At 44.4% G+C, this 23,818-nt stretch carries 19 protein-coding genes and 1 tRNA gene; 16 read left to right on the top strand and 4 right to left on the bottom strand.

Translation table 11 applies throughout. The features are described from left to right. The first annotated feature begins 90 nt into the window (after positions 1-90). The 6 genes from floA (at position 91) to HMPREF1521_RS08400 (ending at position 5,844) form a co-directional block, all read left to right on the top strand. Positions 91-1,047, top strand: coding sequence for a flotillin-like protein FloA (floA, locus tag HMPREF1521_RS08425; RefSeq protein ID WP_105090545.1), 957 nt, complete (start codon positions 91-93; stop codon positions 1,045-1,047). Between the two features lie 173 nt (positions 1,048-1,220). Further along, positions 1,221-1,673 (top strand): hypothetical protein, encoded by a 453-nt coding sequence (locus HMPREF1521_RS08420; protein WP_232203213.1) that lies wholly within the window; start codon positions 1,221-1,223, stop codon positions 1,671-1,673. A 158-nt stretch (positions 1,674-1,831) separates the two neighbouring features. Beyond that, positions 1,832-2,566, top strand: coding sequence for a helix-turn-helix domain-containing protein (locus tag HMPREF1521_RS08415; RefSeq protein ID WP_038118127.1), 735 nt, complete (start codon positions 1,832-1,834; stop codon positions 2,564-2,566). Positions 2,567-2,642: 76 nt separating this feature from the next. After that, positions 2,643-3,584: a hypothetical protein gene (locus HMPREF1521_RS08410; RefSeq protein ID WP_038118123.1), complete on the top strand. Its 942-nt coding sequence runs from the start codon at positions 2,643-2,645 to the stop codon at positions 3,582-3,584. A 77-nt stretch (positions 3,585-3,661) separates the two neighbouring features. Then, positions 3,662-4,255 (top strand): uracil-DNA glycosylase family protein, encoded by a 594-nt coding sequence (locus tag HMPREF1521_RS08405; RefSeq protein WP_038118120.1) that lies wholly within the window; start codon positions 3,662-3,664, stop codon positions 4,253-4,255. 338 nt (positions 4,256-4,593) lie between these two features. Further along, positions 4,594-5,844 carry an MFS transporter gene (locus HMPREF1521_RS08400; protein WP_038118118.1) on the top strand — a complete coding sequence of 417 codons (1,251 nt, stop codon included), beginning with the start codon at positions 4,594-4,596 and terminating at the stop codon, positions 5,842-5,844. A 241-nt stretch (positions 5,845-6,085) separates the two neighbouring features. On the opposite strand, the gene pepT is transcribed toward HMPREF1521_RS08400, so the two are convergent. Further along, entirely contained in the window at positions 6,086-7,309 is a 1,224-nt protein-coding gene (pepT, locus tag HMPREF1521_RS08395; RefSeq protein WP_038118116.1) for a peptidase T, read from the bottom strand. 248 nt (positions 7,310-7,557) lie between these two features. Between pepT and HMPREF1521_RS08390 the strand changes: the two genes are divergently transcribed. Continuing rightward, positions 7,558-9,498, top strand: a complete 1,941-nt coding sequence (locus HMPREF1521_RS08390; RefSeq protein ID WP_038118113.1) for an OPT family oligopeptide transporter — start codon at positions 7,558-7,560, stop codon at positions 9,496-9,498. Between the two features lie 522 nt (positions 9,499-10,020). Next, positions 10,021-11,049 carry a homocysteine S-methyltransferase gene (gene mmuM, locus HMPREF1521_RS08385; protein ID WP_038118325.1) on the top strand — a complete coding sequence of 343 codons (1,029 nt, stop codon included), beginning with the start codon at positions 10,021-10,023 and terminating at the stop codon, positions 11,047-11,049. A gap of 20 nt (positions 11,050-11,069) precedes the next feature. On the opposite strand, the gene HMPREF1521_RS08380 is transcribed toward mmuM, so the two are convergent. The 3 genes from HMPREF1521_RS08380 to HMPREF1521_RS08370 all read right to left on the bottom strand — a co-directional run bounded on the left by HMPREF1521_RS08380 (position 11,070) and on the right by HMPREF1521_RS08370 (position 16,582). Further along, positions 11,070-11,160: transfer RNA gene (locus HMPREF1521_RS08380), tRNA-Ser, on the bottom strand. 183 nt (positions 11,161-11,343) lie between these two features. Beyond that, the gene (locus HMPREF1521_RS08375; RefSeq protein WP_038118110.1) at positions 11,344-12,579 is read right to left on the bottom strand and encodes an FprA family A-type flavoprotein; all 1,236 of its coding nucleotides are present in this window, start codon (positions 12,577-12,579) and stop codon (positions 11,344-11,346) included. Between the two features lie 262 nt (positions 12,580-12,841). Then, a complete protein-coding gene (locus HMPREF1521_RS08370) occupies positions 12,842-16,582 on the bottom strand; it encodes a phosphoribosylformylglycinamidine synthase (protein WP_038118108.1) in 3,741 nt (1,246 codons plus the stop codon). 285 nt (positions 16,583-16,867) lie between these two features. Between HMPREF1521_RS08370 and HMPREF1521_RS08365 the strand changes: the two genes are divergently transcribed. The 8 genes from HMPREF1521_RS08365 (at position 16,868) to purM (ending at position 23,787) form a co-directional block, all read left to right on the top strand. Further along, complete coding sequence (locus tag HMPREF1521_RS08365) at positions 16,868-17,773, top strand: LysR family transcriptional regulator (RefSeq protein WP_038118105.1); 906 nt, start codon at positions 16,868-16,870, stop codon at positions 17,771-17,773. Between the two features lie 197 nt (positions 17,774-17,970). Then, entirely contained in the window at positions 17,971-18,546 is a 576-nt protein-coding gene (locus tag HMPREF1521_RS08360; protein WP_038118102.1) for a xanthine phosphoribosyltransferase, read from the top strand. A 37-nt stretch (positions 18,547-18,583) separates the two neighbouring features. Beyond that, positions 18,584-19,033, top strand: a complete 450-nt coding sequence (locus HMPREF1521_RS08355) for a hypothetical protein (protein WP_038118099.1) — start codon at positions 18,584-18,586, stop codon at positions 19,031-19,033. Between the two features lie 8 nt (positions 19,034-19,041). Next, positions 19,042-19,482: a hypothetical protein gene (locus HMPREF1521_RS08350; protein WP_038118096.1), complete on the top strand. Its 441-nt coding sequence runs from the start codon at positions 19,042-19,044 to the stop codon at positions 19,480-19,482. Between the two features lie 456 nt (positions 19,483-19,938). Next, a complete protein-coding gene (purE, locus tag HMPREF1521_RS08345) occupies positions 19,939-20,430 on the top strand; it encodes a 5-(carboxyamino)imidazole ribonucleotide mutase (protein WP_038118094.1) in 492 nt (163 codons plus the stop codon). A 149-nt stretch (positions 20,431-20,579) separates the two neighbouring features. Beyond that, positions 20,580-21,308, top strand: coding sequence for a phosphoribosylaminoimidazolesuccinocarboxamide synthase (purC, locus tag HMPREF1521_RS08340; protein WP_084214644.1), 729 nt, complete (start codon positions 20,580-20,582; stop codon positions 21,306-21,308). Positions 21,309-21,320: 12 nt separating this feature from the next. Then, a complete protein-coding gene (purF, locus tag HMPREF1521_RS08335) occupies positions 21,321-22,739 on the top strand; it encodes an amidophosphoribosyltransferase (protein ID WP_038118093.1) in 1,419 nt (472 codons plus the stop codon). Beyond that, positions 22,726-23,787: a phosphoribosylformylglycinamidine cyclo-ligase gene (purM, locus tag HMPREF1521_RS08330; RefSeq protein ID WP_038118090.1), complete on the top strand. Its 1,062-nt coding sequence runs from the start codon at positions 22,726-22,728 to the stop codon at positions 23,785-23,787. Before purF ends, purM begins: the two co-directional genes overlap by 14 nt. Positions 23,788-23,818 lie beyond the last annotated feature (31 nt).

Below are 23,818 nucleotides of genomic sequence, written 5' to 3'. Positions count from 1 at the left end.
GATATTTTTATGAGCAAATTATTATCTAATATTCTCTAAAAAATTAGGTTAATAATTTTCAGGCTGTTTTATGATTTTATGGAGGTAATTATGGATATAGGCATTTTAATTTTGATTCCCATTCTGGTCATCGGGATTATGGTATTTTTATATGTAGTTCCGTTGGGACTATGGGTGTCTGCACTCGCAGCGGGCGTTAATGTAGGCATTTTTACCCTTGTAGGGATGCGTTTGCGCCGCGTTAATCCATCTCAGATCGTAATGCCTCTCATCAAGGCGAATAAAGCAGGTCTTGATGTGAATGTAAACCAACTGGAAGCACATTACCTTGCAGGCGGTGATGTTGACCGTGTTGTAGATGCGTTGATCGCCGCTGAACGTGCATCGATTCCATTGACCTTTGAACGCTCCGCCGCCATCGATCTCGCCGGCCGTGATGTATTGGAAGCCGTTCAGATGTCCGTTAATCCAAAGGTTATCGAAACGCCGATTATTTCCGCGGTTGCGAAAAACGGTATCGAATTGAAAGTTCGCGCTCGTGTAACGGTGCGTGCCAATATCGACCGTCTCGTTGGCGGTGCCGGTGAAGCTACGATTATCGCCCGTGTAGGTGAAGGTATCGTAACTACGGTAGGTTCCTCTGAAGAACATACGGATGTTTTGGAAAATCCGGATCACATCTCCCGTACCGTATTGGGGAAAGGGCTTGATGCGGGTACAGCGTTTGAAATCTTGTCCATCGATATTGCGGACGTGGACGTAGGACGTAACATCGGTGCTCAATTGCAAACTGATCAGGCTGAAGCTGATAAGAAAATCGCTCAGGCCCGCGCCGAAGAACGCCGCGCTATGGCGGTTGCCACGGAGCAGGAAATGCGTGCTAAAACACAAGACATGCAGGCTAAGGTTGTGGAAGCTCAGGCAGAAGTGCCAAGAGCATTGGCGGAAGCTTTCAGAAACGGTAATCTAGGTGTTATGGATTACTATAATATGAATAATATTATCGCCGATACTAAAATGCGTGAAAATTTAGCGGATGGTGAATAGGAGCAGTTATGGACTCTATCTTGTCTACAGTGCTATCAATTTTTGAGCATAACCCGGTATTTGCGCTTATGATTATCGGATATGTCTTATTTTCCTTTTTGAAGAATTCAAAATCTAAGGATTCTCAGAGCTCTGATGAAGAAGCGTATACTTCGCATTCAAACGCTGAGGAGATGACTTGGGAAGATATGGAAAAAGAGTACGGCATTTCTATAGAGCGCAAGGAAGCCCCTTCAGAACCTGATGTGGAGAGGACGATTGAACGTGCTGCCGAAGAGCAGGAGCCGTCCTTTAAAACTACAATTCAGGAGCCCGAAACTGTAGAATCACAGAAAACGGTTGCAAAGCATACGCAAGATAAGCCTGAAGGCTCATCAAATCCTATAGGAGAAGCTACAGGCGCTACTGGAGGATCCGTCGAGGGTCCTACCTTGCAAGAGCGGTTGGCGGCCTTTAAGCGTGATAAAGCAGGAAAAATAGGCGGAGTTCTGGCTGATAATATGGGCGTTACTGCATCATCAATAACAAAGTCGAAGGTTAATAAAAAGCATCTCTCTGTAAGAGAGGGGATGAAATGGTCCTTTATTTTAGGAAAACCGAAAGCTCTTGAGCGCAGATATCGCTGATTTTACCGTGGCTTAGGGTTACTATATAATTACATATTTAAAGAGGTTCCTATTGGTCACCTATGTGACTGATGGGAACCTCTTATTTATTGTATTTTAGGTGTATAGCTTTCATAATACAGGGGAGAGGAGTTCGTTTATGAGAGAAGGTGCCTTTTATGTATCGAAATGTGCGTGTCATTCCGAGCCGATTATTATATGAATTGTATGTAGAGAAAAAATGGAGTTTGAGAGATGTGGCGGAATACTTTCAGTGTAGCGTAGATACGATTGAACGTCGCATGAAGACGTATCGGATTCCTCGACGGCCTCTGAAAAAAGAAATCAATATGAGTCATGTTCAATCTCTGTATGAAACGGGGCGGTGGTCTCTCTGCGCCTTGGCGAAACGGTATGGCGTGTCGGTCACGACGATGGCTAATCGCATGCGCGAACATGGGCTTTTGTGTTCCACATCTCATAATCCTGTATCGATGGATGTAGTGAAAATATGTAAGGCCTATGAAAGTGGTAATAGTACGGATTATATCGCACGGATTTATGGATTGTCACGGTGGAAGGTGCTGCATGTATTGCGTCATATGGGCCTCTCGGTAAGGCGGAACAGGCACAAGTCGGATCGGGTGGATGAAATGGCGTACCTTTATACACATCATTGTATGAGCACTGATGATATCGCCCTTGCGTATGGCGTAAAGGGCGCGACGGTTGCCGTGTATTTGAGAGAATACGGTATTACCCTTCGTTCAAATAGATTGGACCTCGATGAAAATCGTATACGCACATTGCGCGGAGAAGGCGTAGGGGTTAGGCGTATAGCCCAAATGATGGGATGTTCGGCTTCAGCGGTGAGAAAACGGCTGGAACGTAATTATTCGACATATAATCATTAGGTACGCTATCGTATATCCTTGATGTAATGAGGCAGATACTATATACTTAAATTTATACAAAGATGGGAGGATTATTATGCTTGAAATTATATCTGCTTTTGTACCTTTTTTACTACTCGGGTTTATAGCGGCCGGACTGTCTCGTTTATCAGGGGTAGCTTTATCGATGATTATCGTTCCGACTATATTGATTTGGGGTGCTGCACCGGTGGACGTAATCGCGTTTATGTTGTTGTTCGTGGTATACAATAACTTTACGACGGAAACACAGGATATACGACTTGATTATAAGGATTTGGTTCTGTTTCCTAAATGGCGTATTTGTATTCCGTTCATTTTAACCTTGGTTATTACGTTCTTCCTTCTCCCTGCTGCAGGACTTGCCTTCTTTATGGCTTGTTTTGTTTTAGAGATGGTGGCGACTGTATATAAACGGATTCCTGAAAATCAACGTCCTCGGGTTTATCGCGTGGTAGTATTGGCCATTTTAAGTGCCGTTGTGACCGCAGTAGGGGCTTATGCAGGACCTCAAATTCCGGGGGAATACTACTTTATCTGTGCCGGTGCGGCTATTCTGGTAATCACCGCTTTTGCCTGGTACGCAGGCAATCATCGTGATGCTTTTAAAAGTACATGGGAAATCATCTGGGTTGATTTTAACGTACTCCTCGGTATGTTCGGCGTTGAAGCATCCAATTATCCGGAAGGGATTAAGCGTTCCTTCACAAGTCCGATGACTCGTATGTTGCCGATGCTTACTGTTGTGGGCGGATACGCGGGCCTTATGGTTGTTTTTGCGGTATACGGTATGTTCTCCATCCCGTCGTTGATTACGGCTATCGGTAGCGCCATCGGTATTCGTTTCTTCGGACTGTATGAATTCCCTCGAACCGGCGGCTTTTCGTATCTGGCTATCGGGTTTGCGGTAATGGCGGTAATATGTTTATACCTCGTATATCCGGAACCTGTCGGCTTTGACTATATTAATGCACTTGTTTCCAAGCCTTTAGGTCAATAATTTCTGGTGTGATATTATTCATTGGATTATTTAGTACTGTTGGGTGCATAATGGATGGTGAAAGGAGTTGATGTCGTATGGCAGAAGTAATTGAAACGAGACCGTTTCCTCCCTTTTTACCGCCTCAAGCGACGGTTATGATGATGGGAACATTTCCTCCGGCTGCGGAGAAACGGGCTATGGAGTTTCACTATCCAAATTTTCAAAATGATATGTGGCGCGTATTTGGCCTTGTTTTCTTTGATGAGAAAGATCATTTCAGAAAAGGTGAAGAAAAGGCGATGGATCCAGAAAAAATTAAACAGTTTTTAGATGAAAAAGGGATTGCCTCTTGTCCGACTGTGTATAAAGCGATTCGTGAGCATGGTAATGCATCTGACGCATTCCTTGATGTTGTAGAAACAGTTAATTTGGGAGACGTGCTTAAACAAATTCCTGATTGCAAACATATCGGTACTACGGGCGGTAAGGCGACGGAAATCCTGTTGAGCCTTTTGCCTGAGAAGGTGAAATTGCCGAAGACAGGGGAAACGATTCCCTTTGTATACGATGGTCGTGAATTGACTTTGACCCGCTTGCCGTCAACCTCGAGAGCCTATCCGTTAAGCCTGGTGAAAAAAGCTGACGCTTATAAGACTTTTTTCCGTCAGTGCGGATTAACAACAAAATAATCATAAGAAATACCTTTGAAAATAGTTTTATCTGGTCTGTAAGATGAGAATAGTAAGACGCAGGATATTTTCAGAGGTATTTTTATGTCTGCAACAATGTTGCAAGAATATATGCGATTTGTTATCGATCAAATTAATTGAATGAGTTAGATTATCAAAAAATAATGTAAGATTTTAAATACTTATAGTATGAATATAATAAAAGGTTTATAGAATTATTTATAAATAAAATTAATAACAAAAATAACTTTTTAATTCTTGTTTTTTGTCATGAGAGGTCTATAATTAACCATTGTCATCACATGGTTGACAATTACGTGAGAATTGGAGTTGATATTATGGATAAGGCTAAAGAGGCCTTATGGACGAAGGCGTTTGTCCTCGATACGGTGATTAATTTTCTTGTATTTTTAATTTATTATTTATTGATTGTTATTATTGCAGTTGTTGCAAAAGATACACTTCATGCTACGGCGAGCCAGGCCGGCTTGGCTGTAGGCATTTATATTATCGGTACCGTTGTGGCACGACTCCTGGCGGGGCGCTTTATCAGTGTCCTCGGATGTCGTAAAATGCTCTATGTAGGACTTTTTATTTATCTGGCATCTACAGCGATGTACTTTTATACACCGAATCTTTTGATTCTTGATAGCGTACGATTCTTGAACGGTTTTGCTTACGGTATTACATCTACGGCGACGAGTACGATCGTGGCCGCTATTATTCCTATGTCCCGTCGCGGGGAAGGTATCAATTATTACGGGCTGTCCACATCTCTCGCCGCTGCGGTAGGTCCATTCCTCGGGATTCTCATGCTTCACACCGTCGGATATGATTTTATCATTGCTTTCTGTGTAGCCCTCATTATACTTTGTGTGGTCGGGGCGGTTATCATGAAATTTAAAGAACCGAAGCTTGCCATTGAGTCTGAAAGCCATAAGGGTATCAGAATTTCCGATTATATTGAACCTCGCATGAATTCTATCAGCCTCGTGTCCGTGTTGGTGGGCTTTTCTTACTCCGGTGTTATCGGTTTTATGGCATCCTATACGCGTGAGATTAATCTCATTATGGCGGGCACGTTCTTCTTTGTCGTATACGCCGTGGTCATTACGATCACACGCCCTTTACTGGGTCTCCTCTTTGATATGAAAGGGGAAAACTTCGTGTTGTATCCTTGTTTTATCTCCTTAGCATTCGGTATCTTTTTGTTGAGTATCGCCGATTCTACGTGGATTGTATTATTGTCCGCCGTATTCGTCGGTCTCGGTTATGGTACATTCATGTCCAACGGACAGGCGGTAACCGTTAAAATCGTACCGGTTCATCGTATCGGCGTGGCGACATCTACCTATTTTATCGCTCTTGATATGGGCCTCGGATTCGGGCCATATATACTCGGCGGGGTGAAAGAAATAGTTGGATATACCAGCATGTTCCAACTCACCGTTGTGGTAGCTCTCGTGGCATTTGCTGCGTATTATTTTCTATACGGTCGCCTTGTGGGAACCGATAACGATCTTTCTTTGAAAGCTCGTGCCGAAGAAGAGGAGATTAAAAATCGTAAACGTTTGGCGAAAGAGGTTTAATCGCTTATTAAAACGGCTAATGACGTATAGATAATACTTTTAAAATGTTCGGTAAATAGGTATTTGAAAATTTAATTGCCTATATTGCGATGTATATAATGAAAGCCCTCTATCCGGTTCTTGGATAGAGGGCTTTGTTATTGCTGTTCAGTTTGGGAAAGTATTATAAGGTTTTTCCCCATACTATTTGTCTTAGAAGTTTATGTTTATGATGTATATAAAAGGTTATGACATGTATAAACTATTTTTCTATATTCACGATGTTGACGATAACTTCCACAGCCTTTTTCATGTCATCGATGCAGGCGAATTCATGGCGACCGTGAAGGTTTTCCACACCCGTAAAGATATTCGGCGTAGGAATGCCCATGAAGGAAATCTTTGAGCCGTCCGTACCGCCCCGGATAGGATCGCAAAGCGGTGTAATACCGGCTTTTTTCATCGCCGCTTTGGCTACGTTTACACATTCCATATTATCTTTGATGATATCGTACATATTGTAATATTGATCTTTGACAGAAACTTCGCAGACTTCGCGGCCGTAAATATCGTTTAGCGTTTGACCTGCCTGTATAAAGAAAGCTTTTTTCGCTTCAAATAACTGTTTGTCGTGGTCGCGGATGATGTAGTTCATTTTGCCTGTGTCCACTTGCGTTTCCATGCTCATGAGCATGAAGAATCCCTGCCGGCCTGCTGTGTGTTCAGGAACCGCTGTACCCGGTAGCAGTGCATCAAACTGCATAGCCAGTTTAGCACAGTTTATCATGATACCCTTGGCAGTGCCTGTATGAACGGATACGCCTTTCAGAGTAACGGTTCCGCCGGCGGCGTTAAATGTTTCGTATTCAAGCTGCCCCAGGCTTTCACCATCGATTGTGTATGCGTAGTCTACAGGGAATTGAGATACATCGAAATGGTCGGCGCCGGTGCCGATTTCCTCGTCGGGACCGAAGGCGCACATAATTTTACCGTGCTTGATTTCCGGATGGGCCACGAGATAGGAGAGTGCCTCCATGATTTCACAGATGCCCGCCTTATCGTCGCCGCCGAGCAATGTAAGCCCGTCTGTTACAACTAAGGATTTGCCGATGTAATTTTTAAGATTTGGAAAGTCCGCACGACGCGTGAAAATCTGATGCTCTTTATTGAGGCAGATATCGCTGCCGTCGTAGTTTTCAATGATGCGCGGCTTGATATTTTCCGCATTGTAGTCCGCTGTATCCATGTGTGCGATAAAGCCGATAGAAGGGGCCGGCTCATCCGTATTGGCATTGAGGGTTCCGATAACAAAACCGTTGTCACGGTTATAGATGACTTCGTTAAGGCCGATAGCTTTCAAATCCGGTACCAGTACATTAGTGGCAAAATCCACCTGCGTTTGTGTGCTTGGGATAGTCGTGCTTTCTTCGTTAGACCGTGTATTTATACTCGTATACCGTACAAAACGTTCAACCATTGGTTCCATAATGAGCCTCCTTGTAAGTAAACATACGTGTTATACATGTCAGTACTTGTTATGCCGTTACATAATAAAGATGTCTAATATACTTTCATTGTAGAACAGAGGCGGAGAAAATGCAAAATATATTGAATCATAAAGTGTAAAAATATTCCTGTTATGCATATAAAGTAATTGAATCATGTATAATGCCGTGATAGTATAAAGGTGAATAGATATACGACTCTATTAATGTTATGTGAGGAGGTTTTACCATGTCGGACGAAATTCGTTCAATTCCGCCCGTAGAACCTGTGTTGGATCCTAAGAAGGACTATACGGAAATCAATTCTTATGTAGTATTCTGGGGTCTGTTCTACGCGGCAATTTTTACACTGGCCGTAGGGTATCTATGCTTGAAAATCGGTCAAACTGTAGATGCCTTTGCACCGGTATCCGTGCTCGCTATGGGGACGGCGGTTATCTTGAAACGGAAAAATGCTTTTGCTGAAACCGTTCATATTCAGGCGATTGCCAGCTCCAGTACGAACACATTGGCAGGGGCCATGTTCTTTCTGCCGGCCCTTTATATTTGGGGTGTAACGGATGTATCCTTTGCACAAATGGCGATTCCTATTATACTCGGTGGTGTATTAGGTGTTTTATTATGCGTTATGTTCCGTCGCTATTTCGTAGAGGAAATGCATTATGTATATCCGTTCCCAAGTGGTCGTGCCGCTGCGGAAGTATTGATGAGTAATGAAGGCAGCAGGGCAAAACTCATGATCGGTTCCGGTCTTGTCGCTTTGCTGTACGATTTTATCCTCAACAGTTTAGGATGGTGGCAAGAGGTTATTCGCACCATGAGCTTTAAATGGGGCGCTATCTTAGCGGATAAGACGAAAATATCTGCCGCTGTCGATACGGATGCTGCATTGCTCGGGTTAGGTTACTTTACGGGACTTCGTTATGCGGCTATCATCGCTGCGGGCTCCTTCTTCTCCTGGTTTGTATGTATCCCGATTGTCTATTTCTTGGCACCGGAACATGTGATGCACATCAACGGACAGGAGGTCCTTTTAGGGGATGCGCCTATTCGTAAGGTTTTCCTTGATTATGTACGTCATATCGGTATCGGTATGCTTGCTATGGCCGGTATTATCGGGCTTTTAACGATGTCCAAGGTCGTGGCCAGCGTCGTTAAAAATGCGGTTCTCGATATTTTCAGCTCCAAGACGGTGGATGTTAATTTGCTTCGCACGCAACGCGACGTGCCTACGTCTTGGATCGGTGCAGGTATCCTGTTGTGTACGGTTTTATTTGCCGCATATTTCCATGTGATGTATGCTGAAAGCTTCGCTCAAACTATTGTAGCGTTCCTTATTGTCCTTATCATGTCCTTCCTGTTGGCTGTAGTCGGCATCAGCTCTATCGCTTATACAGGAACGGAACCGGTTTCAGGGATGACGATTTTTATGATCATCATCTCCGCTGTATGTTTGACAACAGCAGGTATGACAGGTAAAGTTGGTATGGTTGCGGTCCTCATGATGGCATCCTTTATCGGTACGACCATCGGTATGGCCGGCAACTTCATGTCCGAACTAAAAGTGGCGCATATGACAGGTGCAACACCTAAGAAAATGGAGCAATGGCAAATCGTCGGTACCATCCTTTGCGCTGTTCTTTCCGTCGGCGTTATGATTCTCTTGAACGACGCATACGGATTCGTAGGGGATCATGCTCTTAATGCTCCGCAAGCGAATGCCATGGCTGCCATTATCGAACCGATGATGACGGGCGGTAGTGCTCAGTGGCCTTTATATATGGCCGGTGCATTCTTTGCCGTTATCTTGTGGATGATAAAGGTTCCGCCTTTGGCATTTGCTCTCGGTACATATTTGCCGATGGAAATCAATACGCCTCTACTTATTGGCGGTTTGATTTCCTACCTTGTACAAAACAGTACAAAAGATAAAGCGTTAGCTGATCTTCGTTTCTCTAAAGGCAGTACAATCGCATCCGGTCTTGTTGCCGGTGGTGCAATCGGTTCTCTATTCAGTGCGGTGCTTCGCATTGCCGGGGTCAATGTATTTGCCGAAACATGGGTGGAAACACCGGAAGCTACATATCTTGGTATCGTAATGTACTTGTTACTATGTACATTCCTTTATAAGGTTGCTATGTACATAAAAGAGAAAAAAGTAGCAAAATAGAGTCGTTATAGATTGCGAATATCTTTATAGATTGCGAATATCTTTCATTCATAAAAGAACTCCTTTTGAGATTTTTCAAAGGGAGTTCTTTTTTGCTACTATGGTTGGTGTATTATTAAGCGGTTCGGTACATAGCGAATTTCGGTATATAGTTGCTTTTGACCTATACTGCTGTTGATTAAAGTTAAATCTATTCCGTGCATAGTTACGGGGATTTTTAACTATTGCTTCGGGGGTGTGCGGTCTGAGGTGTGTCTCCGCTATAGTTATAAGTTATATTGCTTTAAAACCTATTTATATAATTGGGATTATTGACCTCGTATATGTGCGATGATATGATATGTGTATATTACCCCTATAGATATATTGATTTTGTGTATATCCATTATTAATAGGGGCTTTATTATTTTTGAGGTATGGAATGAGAATTTGAAATAAATCAGTATGGCAGAAGATAGAGGTCAATGTATAGTTTGAGACACGCATCTCGTGATATGAGATATGGTTAGAATGGGTGATGTAATGGCTAGACGAAGTGCATTTTTAGATATTATTGAGGAGAGAGGACAACTCGTGCTGGACGGTGCTTTTGGTACCGAGCTGGAACGCCATGGCTGTGATATTCATGATGAACTGTGGTCATCTAAAATGCTCATCGAAAATCCGGATATCATCAAAAAGGTGCATATCTCGTACTTGGCGGCCGGAGCGGATATTATTGAAAGCTCCGGCTATCAAGCTACCGTAGCGGCCTTTAAGGCTCATGGGTATGGAACGGAAGAGGCGCTGGATCTTGTAAAGTTATCCGTCCGTCTTGCCGTACAAGCGCGGAACGAGTTTATAGAAGCAAAGGCGAGCGGGGCTCTTACATTAAGGGGGATTAGGCTCGGCGAAGAAACTGCTGATGGGGTTCGATATTATTCGGAAGGGGCATTGCCTAAACCTTTGGTAGCCGCTTCTGTAGGTCCCTATGGGGCTTTTCTCGCGGATGGATCCGAATATCGTGGTGATTATGGAGTACAAACGGAATATCTTGAGGTGTTCCATATTCCTCGCCTGGCTCTTTTTTGCGAAGAGAATCCGGATGTACTCGCATGTGAAACAGTGCCGTCTTATGATGAAGCTATTGCTATTGCAAGGGCTTTATCGGATCCGTTTACGACAAGAGGAATTCCCGCGTGGATATCCTTCTCCTGTAAGGACGGACATCATATCTCCAGCGGAGAAACGATTATTAAATGTGCCTGTATGATTGATAAAGTACGTCCTGTAACGGGCATCGGTATAAATTGTACGGCACCTGAATATGTGGAGTCGTTGATCAAGGATATTCGCTCCGTCACGGATAAACCCGTCGCAGTCTATCCGAATCTAGGTGAAACCTATGACGGTGTTACCAAAACCTGGTCCGGTGGTCAAACAACATTCATTGATTATATTGATACCTGGCGAAAGGCGGGGGCGAATATTATCGGTGGTTGCTGTAGGACGAATCCTGAAATTATTGAAAGCGTAGCAAAGAGAATACATAAAAATAAGACCCTAGGTTAAACCTAGGGTCTTATTTGTTTTGGCGGAGAGACAGGGATTTGAACCCTGGGTACGGTATAACCGCACACATGATTTCCAATCATGCTCCTTCAGCCGCTCGGACACCTCTCCATGTATTCTGTTGTTTTACAGCTACTCAAATAGTATACGAAAAAGGGCTGTCCATGTCAAGGAAAAAATAGAAGATTCATCCGGTTTTCTGATGCGTAGATATAATGGTGAATTGGGTTATATCCGGTGAATTTATGATGTAAAAGCCACCCCGATGGGGTGGCTTTTACTGTTATCCGGATATTACTGTACATCCTTGATATCTGCTGCATCGATGGATGCTTTGATATCGTCCGCCATCTTCTCAATTAACGGAAGATCCTCATCTTTTAAAGAGGATTTGATATCGAGCGGCTCAGATATGATTTCTATATCTTTGAAATCATTTTCAAAGTGAGCCACCATCATTTTCATCGCAGCGGATGCCCAGGAGTGATTGCCGATGATGGATACTTTGTGATTTTGGAAGTTGAGCGCTTTCAATTCATGGATGAAGTTTTCCATGGTGAGGTACAGATTCAAGTTGTACGTAGGCGCGATAGTTACCAAATTTGTGTATTTCCATGCATCAGCGATGATGTAGGATGCGTTAGTTTTGGACACATCGTAGATTTTGATGTCCGGAATACCGCGTTTCGCTAACTGCTTTGCCAATTGTTGTGCAATATCGCGGGTGTTGCCGTACATGGAACCGAAGGCGATAACAACGCCTTTTTTCTCAGCCGTATAGCTGGACCAGTGCATGTATTTCTGCAAGATATACTGGATTGTTTCCGGTGTACGCCAGATCGGGCCGTGAAGTGGGGCAATACGTTTGATTTCAAGAGCGGATACTTTACGAATCGCATTTTGCACTTGAGGACCGTATTTTCCGACGATATTGGTGTAGTAACGGCGAGCTTCTTCCTCATAGGTCGCAACAAAATCGGTTTGGTCCGCAAAAATGTTGCCGTTAATGGTGCCGAATGTACCGAACGCATCAGCGGAGAACAAGGTGCCTGTAGATTTTTCATAGGTACATGTTACCTCTGGCCAGTGAACCATAGGCATCGTATAGGATACGAGTGTGTGCTTGCCGAGGCAGATTTCGTCGCCTTCTTTTACCAAATAGTAATTATCAGGCATCGGCGTGCGATAGAATTGCTCGAACATACGGAATGTAGTCGCATTACCGACCAATTTACAATTTGGATAGCGTTGTAATGTTTCGAGTAATGTCTGGCAATGATCCGGTTCCATGTGGTTTACCACGATGTAATCGAGTTCGCGGCCATTTAGAAGGTGAGTCAAGTTGTCAAAGTATTCTTCGCGGATTTCTGCATCCACGCTGTCTACAACGCAAGTTTTCTCATCGTCGATGAAATAGCTGTTGTAGCTTACGCCGTTTGGGATGGGGAATAAGTTTTCAAAACGTTCAGTCGTCCAGTCATTACTACCGATCCAGTAGATATGATGAGTCATTTTCTGAGCACAATGCATAATAAAATCCTTTCTTCACTCACATTTGTATACATATAGATTCACGTGAATCATCATGATTATAAATTATATTGACACTTTATAATACTAATATTTTCGAAAAAAATCAATATGATAACTCTTTGAATGCTGATTTTTCGATTGATTTCGGGAAGATTTATGAATTGAACAGCTTTCAAAAGGCGGTATGAGAGTCATTAATACGGTTATAACTGTAAGGATATAGCCTACTCAAAAGAGCAGGCTATGAATCACATATTTATTATTTGAAATAGCTTACGCCGGATGTGAATATAGGCAGTTCCAAATTGCCCCGAATATTTTTGCTGATATCCGCGCCGCAACGTTCGGAGTGGGCCATTTTGCCGAATACGCGACCGTCAGGGCTGTAAATGCCCTCGATAGCGGCTACGGATTGATTCGGATTGAACCGACTGTCCATCGAGGCAATACCGTTAAAGTCGACGTATTGTGTGGCAATCTGACCTGTTTTGTTGAATTCCAACACCTGCTGAGGAGAGGCGATGAAGCGACCTTCGCCATGAGAAATCGGTACCGTGTAGATTTCTCCGGCTTTCGCTTCGCTCATCCATGGTGATTTTGTAGAAATTACCTTCGTATGAACCATGCGGGATATATGGCGACCAATCGTATTGTATGTCAATGTAGGATGATCCGCCGTCAATGTTTCAATATGTCCGCCTGGTAATAAGCCTAATTTAATGAGCGCCTGAAATCCGTTACAGATGCCGAGTACCAAACCGTCTTGTTTGTACAGGAGATTTTCAAGGCCTTCCGCAAGGTATGGATTGCGGAAGAGGGTGGCCATGAATTTACCGGATCCGTCCGGTTCGTCTCCGGCACTGAAGCCGCCGGGGAACATGAGAATCTGCGATTGTGCTAATTTATCTTTAATCACATCGATGGATTCTTTGAGCTGTTCCGGTGTCTGATTTCTGATGACGACAATGTCCGTATCGGCACCGGCCCGTTCAAAGGCACGGGCTGAATCGTATTCGCAGTTTGTACCAGGGAATACAGGGATAAGTACCTTCGGTTTTGCCCCTGAGGATGTGCTGCGAGGTTTCGCGTGTTGATCGTGAATATATGCTACGGCTTCATCTGTACCGTTTTTTGCATACATAGGGAAGATATCATTTAATGGAGCTTCGTATGCTGCCTGTACCTCTTTGAGCGATACGGATTGACCGTTCCACTCGATAACCGGATCGGATTGTGTGACGCCGATAACCTTTAAATCCAACAGTTCTAACAGGTGGTTGACTGCTTTGATATCCACTTCTGCGATGAAAGCGCCAAGGGCCGGTTGGAAAAGAACTCGCTCGGCGTATTTGTCGAACTTCACACCGATATTGTTGCCGAGGGCCATTTTGGTAACGGCTTCGGGAATACCGCCATGGTCAACAACATAGGCTGAGTAAATGCGACCTTTTTCTATTTCTTCCTGCAAGATATCGCAGTTTTCCTTGAAGCGATCCCAGTCCGGCGTATCGTTATAGGTTCGAGGCACATCGAAGAATACTAGGCGATGATCCACGCCTTTTAAGTCCTGACTTACAACGTTTTTGGCGGATGTCGTATCTACCGCAAAGGATACGAGTGTAGGAGGAACCGTGAGATCTATAAAGGTTCCGCTCATGGAGTCTTTACCGCCTATGGCACCGATTTCCAGTTCTTTTTGCGCCTTGTAGGCACCTAAGAGGGCTGATACCGGTTTACCCCAGGATTCCGCTGTCGTAAGATGCTCGAAATATTCCTGTAATGTAAGATATGCGCTTTTGCGATTGCCGCCGAGGGCTACGAGTTTAGCAACTGATAAAAGTACAGCGTACTGCGCTCCATGATATGGACTCCAGGCCGATAATTCCGGTACGAACCCGTGCGTCATGATACTGGCAGTCGTCGTTTCGCCATGAAGAACAGGTAATTTTGCTACCATGCCCTGGGTCGGCGTTTTCTGGAATTTACCGCCGAATGGCATGAGTACCGTGTTGGCCCCTACGGTACTGTCAAAACATTCGACAAGTCCCTGTTGCGATGCCGTGTTTAAATCGGATACGGCCGCGATCCATTGCTCTTTAAAGTTGTCCGCACTGGCGGAACCGCGACGGAAATAGGACCTTTCATCAGGTGCGGTTACGATGGCGGCCTGTTGCTGTTTTGCTCCGTTCGTATTGAGGAAGTCACGGCTGATGTCGACGATAGTCTCGCCTTTCCAGTTCATGATGAGACGATTCGTATCTGTTACATCGGCGACGACTGTACATTCAAGATTTTCCTCATCGCAGAACTTCTTGAACCGTTCTATATCGGAAGGGGCGATGACGCAGGCCATACGTTCTTGAGATTCGGAAATGGCGAGTTCCGTACCGTCAAGTCCGGCATACTTTTTAGGGACCGTATCAAGATTGATGGTGACACCGTCCGTTAATTCTCCGATGGCTACGGATACGCCGCCTGCACCGAAGTCGTTACAGCGTTTGATGAGTGTCGTTACTTCCGGTCGGCGGAACAGGCGTTGGAGTTTACGCTCCGTGAGGGCGTTCCCTTTTTGTACCTCCGCACCGCAAGTTGCGAGCGATTCCGTTGTGTGTTCCTTGGAGGAACCGGTTGCACCGCCGCAACCGTCACGACCTGTTTTTCCGCCCAACAGAACTATGATATCACCTGCAACGGGTTCTTCGCGGCGTACCTGATTGCGTGGAGCGGCACCGATAACGGCGCCGATTTCCATGCGTTTCGCTACATAGCCGGTATGGTAGTATTCTTTTACTTCACCTGTGGCGAGACCGATCTGATTGCCGTATGAGGAATAGCCGCGAGCTGCTTCGCGGGTGATTTTCTTCTGCGGTAATTTACCTTTCAATGTATCTTCCAGGCTTGTGTGCGGGTCGCCGGCTCCGGTTATGCGCATAGCCTGATATACATAGGCGCGACCGCTCAACGGATCGCGGATACATCCGCCGAGACATGTGGCGGCACCGCCGAACGGTTCGATTTCAGTAGGATGATTGTGTGTTTCGTTTTTGAATAAGAGAAGCCATTCCTCGGTCGTCCCGTTCACATCTACGGGCACGATAATCGTACATGCGTTGATTTCCTCTGACTCGTCCAGATTCGTCAAGCCGCCTGCATGACGCAATTCCTTTACGGCTAGGGTGGCCATATCCATGAGAGAACGGGCCTTTGTTTTTGACACATATAATTCGTTGCGGCCGTTCATATACTCTTCGAGGGCTTCCTTGATAGGACCGGTGAAACGATTATCTTCGATGGTGATATCCGTCAATTCCGTCATAAATGTAGTGTGACGACAATGATCGGACCAGTAGGTATCGAAGAGGCGAATTTCCGTAATCGTCGGGTTTCTACGCTCCACATCGGCGTATTGCCGGCGGATTAATTGAAGATCCGCTATGGTCATAGCAAGACCGTATTTGTCGATGAGGGACTTTAAATCATCATCGCTCATCTCTGTGAAACCGTCGATGGTCGCCACCGGTTTCGGTTCCTCCAGGTCAAGGGCCAATGTGCTCGGCATATCGAGGCTTGCTTCGCGTGAGTCCACGGGATTGATATAGTAGGCTTTGATCGCCTGCTTTTGTGCCTCCGTGAAAGTCCCCTCTATGGCATATACACGGGCGCAACGCACGATGTGTCCCGATGTAAGGGTCAGCATGGAGATGCATTGCTCCGCACTGTCCGCTCGTTGATCATATTGTCCCGGTACATATTCAACAGCGAAGACAAGGCCGTCTATAGACGGTAATGTATCCATGATTGTATCTACCGGAGGTTCGGAGAAAATAAGATTTTTGGCTTTTTCCAGGTCCTTTTCGGATAGATGCTCGATATCATAACGTTCATAGATTGTTACCGCCGTAGCCGGCAAGGATAGTTCCTGCTGTAAGGTGTGTAACATACGTTCTGATTCTTGACTGAAAGATTCTCGTTTCGTTACGAATAAGCGTTGAATAGCCATTGTAGCCTCCTCAAATGTATAAATTCCGTTTATGGAGTTGACAAAATTAGTATAATCGGTCTAGACTTATAAGTAAAGATAATCTTATTAATAAAAAGATTAGAATTTCTAATAAATGTGAAAAATTCATGAAGGTCATAAGACTTGAGATTCATGAAGAACTCTACGTGATTGCTGAGCATTTTGCTGGATGAGCTGAGCATTCTGTCAGATAAAGAGTTTGGATTGACGTATGTATTAATTTATACAAAGTTCCATTATTAGTATATAACAGAGGTGAATAAAATGGCAGTATCTGCAGATTTATACAGAACTTTTTTAGGTGTCGGTTTGTATTTATCTTTTTCTCGTGCAGCGAAGGAACTCGGTGTGTCTCAGTCCGCCATCAGTCAAAGTATTAAACAGTTGGAAGGGGAACTCAATATGCCCCTTTTCGTGCGGACCACAAAATCCGTAGGCTTTACACCGGAAGGCAAGGAACTTTTTGATACGGTGGCAAAGGCGTTTTCCATTTTGGATAATGGCGTTACTCAACTGCAGGAACGCGTGAATCAGGCTTATGAAAGTTTAAATCTGGCAGCTACGGATACTTTGTGCCGTCATTTTCTGTTGCCCTACTTTCATAAATGGCAGTTACAGGAAAGCGAAATCGGTTTGCATATCATCAATAAACCGTCACCGGACTGTGTGCAGCTGGTGCTCGATAAGGAAGCGCAGTTAGCCGTGGTCAATGATTACGAAGGTTTGCGGGAAAATCCTCAGCTGGAGGTGACCACTTTAGCGACAATTCAAGATGTTTTTGTAGGCGGTCATGAATATAAAGGGGCCGGATTCTTTGATCAGGGGCGCCTCCTGAATGAACCGATGCTTTTACTGCAAAAGGGAACTGCAAGTCGGACATTCTTTGACGAAGTGACTCATGGTGCGTGCCGCAAGCCTCGTTTTGAACTTGGCAGTGTCGATGTGTTGCTGGACCTCGTGGAAATCAACATGGGGATTGCTATGTTGCCGAGTCATGTGGTTCAGGAAAAAATGCAGGAAGGCGCTATCGTGCGTATCGATACGGATATCCCTGTGCCGACTCGAGATATCGTCCTAGTACGTTCCCGACTGGTGCCGCAATCGGAGGGGGCCGCACGATTTACGGCACTGCTTGTAAATAAGGAAAGCAATCGAGATAAAATTTTATAAATATATACTTTATACTGATTGTGCTGAACTGCATTTCAAATTTCTCATGTGGAGTTTGAAATGCAGTTTATATTTTAATAAGGCATAGTGCATAGTTTTATTTTTAAATAATATATGAAATGTGCTTTCAATATATATTGACCCTGAGCCCCTATTTACGTTAAAATTTAAAGATAGTTATACGGAGGTATAAGCACATGGAATTATTAAAGCAACGCATTCGAGATGAGGGCATCGTCCTCAATAATCGCGTGTTAAAAGTAGATGGATTTTTGAATCATCAAATTGATCCGCATTTGTTCAAAGCCATCGGAAAGGAAATTGCAGATCGCTATCGTGATGCGGGGGTACAACGGATTGTCACCATAGAAGCATCGGGTATCGCATTAGCATTGATGGCCGCATTGGAACTCGATGTACCGTTGGTATTTGCACGCAAGAAAAAATCGATTCTCATGGTGGATGAGGTATATCATTCCGTTGTCTATTCCTATACAAAGGAAGAAAACTATGAAATCACGATTTCCAAAAAGTTCTTGCCCGCCGGTGAAAAGGTATTGATCATCGATGATTTCTTGGCATCCGGTGAGGCCGCTATGGGTCTGGCTAAATTGGTACAGGAAGCAGGCGATGAAGTGGTAGGTATGGCGATTGCCATCGAAAAATCCTTTCAGCCGGGACGTGAACGCCTTGAAAATGCGGGATTCCGTGTAGAGTCATTGGTGCGTATCAAAGAATTCAAGGATAATGGTTGTGTATTTTTAGAAGACTGATGTGTGTGTGGTCTTGTCATTAGTTGTAGAGGGTATTATGAATCACAAAGCAGAAAAATTTGATTTACTTGTAGCAGACCTTGAAAAAGGAGGTAACGGTTGGTTTCTCAAGGAGGAATTGACCGATGATTTAAATACAGTTGTATATCACGGTCGTTTAGATGTGCATGAAAACAGCCTGCCTGTGTTTATCGTAATGGATGATTCCGCATTTTCCTATGTGCGTGTAGCGATTACGACGACATCTGTTGCAAAAGATATGATTCCTTCCGTGTTAGAGGAATTGAATACATTAAATCAGGAATATAAAGTATCTAAATATTATGTAAGCAATGAAGACGGTAATATATATATGGATATTTCCGTTCCTACATTGGATGAACAGTTTGATCCTAGCGTACTGGTGAATATCTTATTAGGTGTAATCCAGCCTCATTTGGATGAGGTACATCAAGGTATTCTCAAGGTAGCGGGCATAGTTAAATAGAGGTCGTTATGAATCCGAAAGCACTAGCCTTTGACAAATTTATGAAAGAAGAGCAGATAACATCTTTTGAACGCAAGGATTTTGAAGATGAAGACGGTACTGTCGTATATCGTTCGTACATCAAATCTCCATTGTGGGATATGCCGTTATTTGTGATCTTAGATAACAGTATTTACAGCGTTATCCGTTTGGTTTTGGGCCCTGAAAAGGTGACGGCTCAGAATATGACCGCCTTAAATGCGCTTATCAATCGTGAAAATGCAACGTATAAGAATTATAAGCTTTACATTGACGAGCAGGATTCCAGTTTATATCTGGACTGCGTATATATGTGTGCGGATGATGCTTTCGAGCCTGCCCTGATGTATGCGTTGATGTCATCTATCGTGGATTATATTCCCGAATCTGTAGGTGAGTTGAAAACCGCTTTTGAAAGTGCGGCGCATTAGATCGTGATGCAGCTGGTTTATAAATATATGGTTGCTGATGTATAAAAGAACATATCGTTCGGAATTTAAATAAAAGAGACAATCGATTCTATGAATTGATTGTCTCTTTTTTGTATGCTGGAAATCATATGAGAAACATGATTATATAGTGTCATAAAAGAATTTGATGACACTATGTCAATCGAAGCGGAGTATCTGACGTATCATCTGAGCTTTTCGTGGAACTAATCTCTGATCATTCTATTGTTCATTATATATCGAACGATAATAAAAGCTTATATATTAATTATTCGAAAAACTATTGACCGAAGGTCTTGTGAGTGTTACAATTTAGCTACCAAAAGGAGGTAGCACCATGAAACGCTTTTATCAACAATTAACAAGTGAATCTTCGGAGGCTATCTGTGCGCATTTGACCCGGTCTATTCAGGCTGGGCTTTTTTATTAGGAGGTTCTATGAAGGTCGGTATCATCATGGGCAGCAAGTCCGATTTGGACATAATGAAGAAGGCATCTGCCGTATTGGATGAATTTAATATTTCCTATGAAATGGTTATTGCTTCGGCTCATCGTACGCCGGAGGCTGTGCGGTCCTTCGTAACACACCTTGAAGCGGAAGGTGCCATCGCCTTTATTGCCGGTGCCGGCGCGGCGGCTCATTTGCCGGGGGTTGTGGCAAGCTTTACAACGCTTCCCGTTATTGGTATTCCTCTTAATGCGACGGCTCTTAAGGGCGTCGATTCATTACTCGCCATCGTTCAGATGCCGTCCGGCATGCCTGTGGCGACGATGGCTGTGGACGGGGCTAAAAATGCGGCTCTCTTTGCGGTACAGATCGGGGCTGCTTTCAATAAAGAATTAAAAGAACGATACGAGCAATATCGAAAGGATATGGCGGATAAAGTGTTGGCGGACAACGAGGCTTTGCAGAGCGAACTCGGCAAATAATGTCAATTCGGATTGTATCATCCGCTGCGCTGGGATACATCGCGCAATGAATACTTCAATATTTTCGGAATTAAAGTTTTTATATTAACAGTTTCAGCATTTATTACGGTAAAATAGATTATTCATAATTTACGGCGAAGGAGAACATCATGGCTAACATCGAATTGGACAAATTGACATTATTGTATGAAGGTAAAGCGAAACAGGTGTATCAGACAGATAATAAAGATGAATACATCGTACATTATAAGGATGATGCCACCGCATTTAACGGCGAAAAACATGATACGATTCTGGGAAAGGGCGTATTGAACAATAAGATTTCGTCGTTCTTCTTTGAACTGTTAAAAAAAGAGGGTGTACCTACTCATTTTATACGTCGCGAAGATGACCGCAATCAGTTGGTACTTACCTTGGATATCATTCCGTTAGAAGTCATTGTTCGTAACATTGCAGCGGGCTCCATGGCGAAACGTTTCGGCATCGAAGAAGGAACACCTTTACAACATCCGATTCTCGAATTCTGCTATAAAAACGATGAATTAGGCGATCCTTTTGCCAACGAATCACAGATTACGGCGCTCGGGTGGGCTACACAGGAAGAACTTGATACGATTTCTACGATCACTTTAAAAGTAAATGATATATTAAAGAAATTTTTGGCTACAAAAAATGTAACCCTTGTAGATTTTAAAGTGGAATTCGGCAGACATAACGGCGAAGTGCTTTTAGGAGATGAAATTTCTCCTGACACATGTCGATTCTGGGACGCTACAACGGGTGACAAGCTTGATAAAGACCGTTTCCGTCGAGATCTCGGCAATGTTGAAGAAGCCTATAAGGAGATGTTGTTCCGCCTCACAGGCGAGCGTGCTTAATCGGAGTGACTCATGAATTACGATCCTATTTTTGACAAGTGGCATGAAGAATGCGGTGTGTTCGGCATCTTTGATCATACCGTAGATGTGGCTCGTTATGTGTACTGGGGCTTGTTTGCATTACAACATCGGGGGCAGGAAAGCGCCGGTATCGCCGTTACGGATGGGCACGATGTGGAATTGAAAAAAGGCATGGGCCTTTTGACGGAGGCGATTAAGGAATTGCCGACCTTGCCGAGCCATATGGGGACCGGACATGTCAGGTATTCCACGACGGGCTCCAATAATCCTCGAAATATTCAACCCCTGGTCATTCATTATCAAGGCGGGCAGATTGCGGTGGCTCACAATGGTAATTTGACGAATGCCCTTGCTATCCGCAAGCGCCTTGAAGCGGACGGTTCGATTTTTCAGACGACTATGGATTCGGAGGTTATCGTAAATCTGATTGCCCGATCCAAGGCTGATACACAGGTGGAACGCATCGCCGATGCGGCACGTCAAATCGAAGGGGCCTTTTCGCTGGTTATTACCACAAATGATTCTCTTGTGGGTCTTCGTGATCCGCAAGGTTTCAGACCTCTCTGTTTAGGCAAGACCGAGAACGGGTATGTACTGTCCAGTGAAAGCTGCGCGTTTGATGCGATTAAGGCGGAGTTTATACGTCATATCGATCCGGGTGAAATGGTTATTATCGATGATAGCGGTGTGCGTAGCACTATCTATGCGGAACCGGAAAAAATCGATAAAAAGTTATGTGTTTTTGAGTATATTTATTTTGCCCGTTCCGACAGTCATATCGACGGTCAGTCGGTGTATGAAGCGCGTATCAACATGGGACGTGAATTATATAATGAAACAAAATATGATGCGGATATCGTCATGTCCATCCCCGATTCGGGAACGACCGCCGCATTAGGGTATGCAAGGGCCTCCGGGATTCCTTTTGCGGAAGGCCTCATTAAAAATCGTTACAGCGGCCGTACATTCATCAAACCGAATCAGGAGGAGCGTGAGCTGGCGGTGCGCATGAAACTTAACGCGTTGCCTCATGTCGTCAGCGGAAAGCGTATTGTTCTCATCGATGATTCCATCGTGCGAGGTACAACGAGCGGACTCATCGTTAAAATGTTAAAAGAGGCGGGCGCCAAAGAGATATACATGTGCGTCAGTTCTCCTACCATTGAGTACTCCTGCCATTACGGCATCGATACGTCGGTCAGAAAAGAACTCATTGCAGCGACTCATACGGTGGATGAGATTAAGGACTATATTCATGCGGACAAGTTACATTATTTATCCCGTGAGGGTCTCTGTCGCGCCGTTTCGGGCGTAGGCGCAAATGATTTATGCTTCGCCTGTTTCAATGGTGATTACAGTGTTGCGGTTCCGTCGGAACAAGAGGAAGGGGTCAAATATGTGCTCGAATAAAACCAGTTTAACCTATCGTGACGCCGGTGTTGATATCGATGCGGGGAATCGTGCCGTGGAATTGATGAAGGAATCCGTAAAACGTACTTATACCCCCGGGGTAGTAGGCGATTTAGGCGGATTTGGAGGGTTGTACTCCCTGGCGGGGCACAGCATGACGGATCCTATGCTCGTATCCGGTACCGATGGGGTGGGGACGAAATTACGACTCGCCATCATGATGGATAAACATGATACAATCGGTCAGGATTGTGTGGCGATGAGCGTTAACGATATCCTCGTTCAGGGGGCGACACCCCTATTTTTTCTCGATTATATTGCGGTGGGCAAGTTGGACCCTGTGAAAGTCGCGGATATTGTGCGCGGTGTAGCACGGGCATGCGAGGAATCAGGCTGTGCTCTGTTGGGCGGTGAAACAGCCGAGATGGCGGGCTTCTACGACAATGATGATTATGATGTGGCCGGCTTTGCTGTGGGAATCGTTGATCGACCTAAACTTATTACCGGTGAACATATCGCGGAGGGAGATATCATTTTAGGATTGCCTTCGTCCGGTGTTCACTCAAACGGATTTTCATTGGTTCGTAAAATCGTATTTGATCATAAGAAATTCTCCATCGATACCAAAATTCCTGAGTTCGGTAAAACCTTGGGTGAGGAATTATTGACACCGACACGATTGTATCCGAAGGCTGTATTGCCGCTCTTAGAAAAAAATCTGCTCAAAGGGATGGTGCATATTACGGGCGGCGGCTTTTACGAAAATATTCCTCGCATTCTGCCTAAGGGCGTAACGGCTCATATTGATGTCAGTACATGGCCTCGCCTGCCGGTATTTACAAAACTGCAGGAGTGGGGTAATGTGGCATGGCCTGAAATGTACCGTACTTTCAATATGGGAATCGGCATGATTCTCGTCGTGTCACCTGAACAGGCGGATGTGGTGAAAGCAGATCTTGCGAAGCGGAATGAAGCGGTTTATGAAATCGGCCGTGTCGTTAATGGTGACGGCCCTGTAGTTCTTAAAGGGGCTGAATTTGATGCATAAGACTGATGATACCGATACTATCGCTATTGTG

Origin of the sequence: Veillonella sp. AS16 (assembly GCF_000517785.1) — a bacterium.
Classification (GTDB): domain Bacteria; phylum Bacillota; class Negativicutes; order Veillonellales; family Veillonellaceae; genus Veillonella; species Veillonella denticariosi.
The sequence above is the reverse complement of the archived record's forward strand: the minus strand, read 5'-3'. Positions and strand labels throughout refer to the sequence as shown.